Source organism: Burkholderia sp. Tr-20355 (assembly GCF_017104685.1).
GTDB classification, from domain to species: domain Bacteria; phylum Pseudomonadota; class Gammaproteobacteria; order Burkholderiales; family Burkholderiaceae; genus Burkholderia; species Burkholderia seminalis.
Genome location: NZ_JAAGPK010000320.1, coordinates 1 through 3,404 on the forward strand (window position 1 = coordinate 1; position 3,404 = coordinate 3,404).

Annotated in this window: 3 protein-coding genes and 1 pseudogene; all 4 read right to left on the reverse strand. The window is 73.3% G+C overall.

What is annotated here, in order from left to right:
* Positions 1 to 150 (reverse strand): annotated as a pseudogene (locus G3N62_RS36220) (3-oxoacyl-ACP synthase); the annotation flags it as partial.
* Positions 151 to 158: 8 nt separating this feature from the next.
* On the reverse strand, positions 159 to 1,370 hold the full coding sequence (locus tag G3N62_RS34845) for a beta-ketoacyl-[acyl-carrier-protein] synthase family protein (RefSeq protein ID WP_124671247.1): 1,212 nt from the start codon (positions 1,368 to 1,370) through the stop codon (positions 159 to 161).
* A 63-nt stretch (positions 1,371 to 1,433) separates the two neighbouring features.
* Positions 1,434 to 2,318 carry a polysaccharide deacetylase family protein gene (locus G3N62_RS34850; protein WP_124671248.1) on the reverse strand — a complete coding sequence of 295 codons (885 nt, stop codon included), beginning with the start codon at positions 2,316 to 2,318 and terminating at the stop codon, positions 1,434 to 1,436.
* Positions 2,315 to 3,404 (reverse strand): MMPL family transporter (locus G3N62_RS34855; RefSeq protein WP_346778215.1); only part of this gene is annotated, 1,090 nt, incomplete at its 5' end. The genes G3N62_RS34850 and G3N62_RS34855, both read right to left, overlap by 4 nt.

Consider the following 3,404-nt stretch of genomic DNA (forward strand, 5'->3'; position numbering starts at 1 on the left):
TTCGGCCGACGGCAGCCCGGCCGGCGGCGGCAGCGCGGTGCGCGCGGGCGCATAGCGTACGCGGGCCGCGAGAACGTCGGCCGCGTGTGGCCAGTCGTTCAATCCGGGCCCGACGAGGCCGATGCTTTCGATGAAGGCGGTGAGTGTCATGGCGGGCCTCAACGGCGTGCGTGATCGGCGCGGCCGAAGATCAGGCTGCAATTGGTGCCGCCGAAGCCGAATGAATTGGACAGGACGGCGCGCACACGCGTGTCGCGGCTCGCGAGCACGTAGTCGGCCGCGAGCGCCGGGTCGGGTTGCGTCGTGTTGATGCCGGCCGGCACGAACTGCTCGCGCAGCGCGAGCGCGGCGACGACGGCTTCAAGCGCGCCGGCCGCGCCGAGCGTGTGGCCGGTCGCGCCCTTCGTCGAACTGGACGGCGTGCTGGCGAACAGCGCGCCGACCGCGCGGCTTTCGGCCGCATCGTTGCTCGGCGTCGCGGTGCCGTGCAGGTTCACGTAGTCGATATCGCGTGCGCCGAGGCCGGCGGACGCGAGCGCCTGCTCGATCGCGGTGCGCGCGCCGAGCCCTTCCGGATGCGGCGACGACATGTGATGCGCATCGCTCGATTCGCCGATGCCGAGCAGCAGGATCGCGTCGCCGTCGAGCGCGGCGGGCGGGCCGGGCACGCGCTCGACGAGCGCGAACGCGGCGGCCTCGCCGATCGAGATGCCGTCGCGCGCGACGTCGAACGGCCGGCACGGCCGACGCGACAGCAGCTCGAGCGAATTGAAGCCGTACAGCGTCGTCAGGCACAGCGAATCGACGCCGCCGACGACGGCCGCGTCGATCAGCCCGGCCTCGATCATGCGGCGCGCGGAGCCGAACACCTTCGCGCCGGACGAGCACGCGGACGAGATCGCCATCGCCGGCCCGCGCAGCGCGAAATACGCGCGCACGAATGCCGCCGGCGAATACGGGTTGTGCGTTTGCGCATAGCGGAAGCCGGCCGGCAGTGCGCCGTTCGCCGGGTCGCGGTGCCGGTATGCGTGTTCGGTCTCGAGGATGCCGGCCGTGCTCGTGCCGACGAACACGCCGACGCGTGCCGCACCGTAGCGCGCGACGGCCGCCGCAACGCTTGCGTCGAAGCCGTCCTGCATGAGGCCGAGCTGCGCGAGGCGGTTGTTGCGGCATTCGAAGTCGGCGAGATCCGCGCGCACGGGGTGTGCATCGACCCCGTCCACCGCGCCGATCCACGTGTCGAGGTTCGCGCGCTCGAAGTCGCACGGCGTGAGCCCGCCACGAGCGTGGCGCAGCGCATCGAGGGTCGCGCCGAGGCCGCGGCCGATGCAGCTGGTGGCGGTGAAGTGCGAGAGCAGGAGAGGTTTCACGAGGGTCGCATCCGGTGGCCGGAACGGGCGCCGCAGCACGGCTGGCAGGCGCGCCGTTCGAGGTCAGATTTTATCAAACGGGGGGGCCGGAACGCCGGGCTGGCCGGACGGTTCGGGCGCGAGCGCCGCGCGCAGCGTGGTCCAGTGCAACTGCGCATCGGCGGCGGCGTGCAGTACCGCCTGCAGCACGTCGAGCACGACCGGTTCGCCGCGCGCATCGCGTGCCGCGTGACCGTCGTGCACCAGCAGGATGTCGCGCGCATCGAGCCCGTGCAGCAGGCGCTGTGTGACGATCGCGGCATCGCGGGTGCGCGTGTCGAAACCGCGCCGCGTCCAGCTGGCGAGCTGCAGGCCGAGTTCGCACAGCACCGGTTCGAGAAACGGATTGCGCAGGCCGGCCGGCGCGCGGAAGAACAGCGGGCGCGTGCCGGCGATCTCGGTCAGCGTCCGTTGCGCGGCCGAGATCTCGCGCCGCAGTGCGGCGGGCCCCGACAGCGAGAACGTATGCCGGTGCCGCTGGCTATGGTTCTCGACCGCATGGCCGCGCGCGACGATCGCCTCGATCCACCGCGGATGACGGCGCGCGAGATCGCCGATGCAGAAGAACGTCGCGCGCGCGTCGTAACGGTCGAGCAGGTCGAGCACGCGCGGCGTGACGTCCGGGTCCGGGCCGTCGTCGATCGTCAGCGCGATCCGGCGGCCGGCACCCGTCGGCAGACGCGTCCAGTTCGGGCCGAGCAGCGCGCTGCGCGGCCACAGGCCGGCGGCCGTCAGCGCGAGATGCGACGCGACCACGCCACCGACGGCCCACGGCCACGCGGCCGGCTGCGCGATGACGGCGGCCGCCGCACCCGCGTGCAACGCGGCCGCGCCGGCGATCAGCGGCGTCGGTTTCCAGCGGCGCGCATCGCCGGCCCGATGCGATGGAACGGACGGCGGCGCGTTCATGCCGGACTCCGTTGACGACGATCGCCGGCCGCCGCGGCGCGCGGCGCGAGAATCGCCGCGAAGGCGAGCGCGAGCATCGCGCCGGGGCCGACGGTCAGCCCGAAGGTTTCGAGCAGCGGCACGCGCGACAGCGCGAGCAACCCGAAGCCGGCGACCGTCGCGAGGTTCGCGATCAGCAGCGACACGAGCGTGTACGGCGTCACGGGCTGCGCGTCGTCGCGCTTGCAGAAGAACAGCGCGTAGTTCGAGCCGACCGCGACGATCAGCAGCATTCCGACGAGATGCAGGATCGTCAACTGCACGCCGGCCAGCGCGAAGCCGGCCGTCACGACCAGCACGGCCGCGACGAGCGGTGCGAGCGCGCGCGCGGCAACGCGCGGCGAGCGCAGCGCGATCAGCATCAGCACGGCGATCGCGGCGAAACCCGCGAGCGACAGCCGGATGTCCTCGCGCACGTAGCTCACGTAGAGGCGATCGGCTTCGGCCTTCATGTCGACGAACAGCGCGTCGGGCACGCCCGCGCGCGCGACGGCCGCGCGAATCGGCGTCGCGTCGAGGCCGGCCGTCGGCTGCGCGGCGCGTGCGGCGTCCGGCGCGCGCAGCGGCAACATCGCGTTCCAGCGGCCGTCACGTTCGGTCAGCAGCGCATCGACGGCCAGCGCCATCGACGTGCCGCGCAGGTCCGCGCGCGTCAGCAGCGGCGCGTGGCGTGCGGCGTCGACGTCGGCGATGAACGGTGCGAACAGCTCGGGCTTCACGGCGATCGGCTGGTTCGCGACGGCGTCGCGCATCCGGGCGGCGAGCACGTCCGCATCCGGCAGGCTCGCGAGGCGCGCGCGCTGCGCGGCATCGCTCGGCAGGTAGCGCGCGGGGCTTTCGAAACCGGCGAGCGCGCCCTGGTCGACGAGCGGCTGCAATTGCGCGGCGACTTTCTCCGCGCCTTCGAGCGCGGCCTGTTCGGTCGGCGCGGCGATCACGACGAGGTAGCGCACGTCGGGCGCGCCGACGTCGGCGCGCAGTCGCGCGTCGAGTGCCTGCGCCTGCGCCGGCACGGGGCTGAGCGCGGCGAGCTCGCGGCTCCACAGG